This window comes from Azospirillum sp. TSO35-2, assembly GCF_003116095.1.
Lineage (GTDB): Bacteria > Pseudomonadota > Alphaproteobacteria > Azospirillales > Azospirillaceae > Azospirillum.
This window is the reverse complement of sequence record NZ_LGRA01000022.1, coordinates 1-2,500: the sequence shown is the minus strand read 5'-3', so window position 1 is coordinate 2,500 and position 2,500 is coordinate 1. Positions and strand designations below refer to the sequence as shown.

Below are 2,500 nucleotides of genomic sequence, written 5' to 3'. Positions count from 1 at the left end.
GTACCGTGAGGGAAAGGTGAAAAGCACCCCGACAAGGGGAGTGAAACAGTTCCTGAAACCGGATGCCTACAAGCAGTCGGAGCCTCTTCATGGGGTGACGGCGTACCTTTTGTATAATGGGTCAGCGACTTAGAGTATGCAGCGAGCTTAAGCCGGTAGGTGGAGGCGCAGCGAAAGCGAGTCTGAATAGGGCGACCGAGTTGCATGCTTTAGACCCGAAACCTGATGATCTAGCCATGGGCAGGTTGAAGGTGCGGTAACACGCACTGGAGGACCGAACTCACGCCTGTTGAAAAAGTCGGAGATGACCTGTGGCTAGGGGTGAAAGGCCAATCAAATCAGGAAATAGCTGGTTCTCCGCGAAAGCTATTTAGGTAGCGCGTCGCGTATTGCTCCGGGGGGTAGAGCACTGGATGGGCTAGGGGGGCGCGAGCCTTACCAAACCTAACCAAACTCCGAATACCCGGAAGCAGAGCGCGGCAGACAGACGGTGGGTGCTAAGGTCCATCGTCGAGAGGGAAACAGCCCAGACCGCCAGCTAAGGTCCCCAAATCACGGCTAAGTGGGAAAGGATGTGGGAAGGCCATGACAACCAGGAGGTTGGCTTAGAAGCAGCCATCCTTTAAAGAAAGCGTAATAGCTCACTGGTCTAGTTAAGCCGGCCTGCGCCGAAAATGTATCGGGGCTCAAGCCGTGTACCGAAGCTGCGGGTGTGATCTCTGATCACGCGGTAGCGGAGCGTTCCGTAAGCCTGCGAAGGGTGGCCGCGAGGTCGCCTGGAGGTATCGGAAGTGAGAATGCTGACATGAGTAGCGACAAAGAGTGTGAGAAACACTCTCGCCGAAAGTCCAAGGGTTCCTGCGCAAGGTTAATCCACGCAGGGTGAGCCGGCCCCTAAGGCGAGGCCGAAAGGCGTAGTCGATGGGAACCACGTTAATATTCGTGGGCCAGCGGGTGAGTGACGGATGGGAAAGCGTGTACGATCTTATCGGATTGATCGTGCTGTGGACCTGTTCCAGGAAATAGCCCCCGCATCAGACCGTACCCCAAACCGACACAGGTGGACAGGTAGAGTATACCCAGGCGCTTGAGAGAATGGTGTTGAAGGAACTCGGCAAATTGCCCTCGTAACTTCGGAAGAAGAGGGCCCCGTTCTGGCGCAAGCCAGGGCGGGGGGCACAGACCAGGGGGTAGCGACTGTTTACTAAAAACACAGGGCTCTGCGAAGCCACACAAGGCGACGTATAGGGTCTGACGCCTGCCCGGTGCCGGAAGGTTAAGAGGAGGGGTGCAAGCTCTGAATTGAAGCCCCGGTAAACGGCGGCCGTAACTATAACGGTCCTAAGGTAGCGAAATTCCTTGTCGGGTAAGTTCCGACCTGCACGAATGGCGTAACGACTTCCCCGCTGTCTCCAACACCAACTCAGCGAAATTGAACTCTCCGTGAAGATGCGGAGTTCCCGCGGTCAGACGGAAAGACCCCGTGCACCTTTACTACAGCTTTGCAGTGGTGCTAGGGATCTCATGTGTAGGATAGGTGGGAGGCTTGGAAGCATGGGCGCCAGCTCGTGTGGAGCCAACCTTGAAATACCACCCTTGAGATCTCTGGCATCTAACCGCGGCCCGTTACCCGGGTCCGGGACCCTGCATGGCGGGTAGTTTGACTGGGGCGGTCGCCTCCCAAAGTGTAACGGAGGCGCGCGATGGTGGGCTCAGAGCGGTCGGAAATCGCTCGACGAGTGCAATGGCATAAGCCCGCCTGACTGCAAGACTGACAAGTCGAGCAGAGACGAAAGTCGGCCATAGTGATCCGGTGGCTCCACGTGGACGGGCCATCGCTCAACGGATAAAAGGTACGCCGGGGATAACAGGCTGATGACTCCCAAGAGTCCATATCGACGGAGTCGTTTGGCACCTCGATGTCGGCTCATCACATCCTGGGGCTGGAGCAGGTCCCAAGGGTTCGGCTGTTCGCCGATTAAAGTGGTACGTGAGCTGGGTTTAGAACGTCGTGAGACAGTTCGGTCCCTATCTGCCGTGGGTGTAGGAGTTTTGCGAGGATCTGTCCCTAGTACGAGAGGACCGGGATGGACATACCTCTGGTGCACCGGTTGTCACGCCAGTGGCATGGCCGGGTAGCTAAGTATGGACGGGATAACCGCTGAAAGCATCTAAGCGGGAAACCCACCTCTAAACCAGAGCTCCCTTGAGAGCCGTGACAGACCATCACGTCGATAGGAGGCATGTGGACCGGCGGCAACGCCTGAAGCTAAGCCTTACTAATCGCTCGATCGGCTTGATCTCAACCCCACAGACCGCGCCATGCGCAGCAGCAAGCCTGCTTGACGCAAGACAGCGCCGGTTCGATGATGACCTCGGATCACTTGCACACACGCGATTGCGGACGCCGTTCCCCCGGACAGGGGGTAAGCGGCGCCGGTTGGAGGAGCGGAGCGTCGGTCTTGTGCCTTGGTGACCTGGTGGTCATGGCGAGGTGCCA

1 rRNA gene (cut by a window edge) is annotated in these 2,500 nt (G+C 57.6%); it reads left to right on the top strand.

Annotated elements, in window-relative coordinates:
- Positions 1-2,304, top strand: a 23S ribosomal RNA gene (locus TSO352_RS29905) (it extends 441 nt beyond the left edge of the window).
- Positions 2,305-2,500 lie beyond the last annotated feature (196 nt).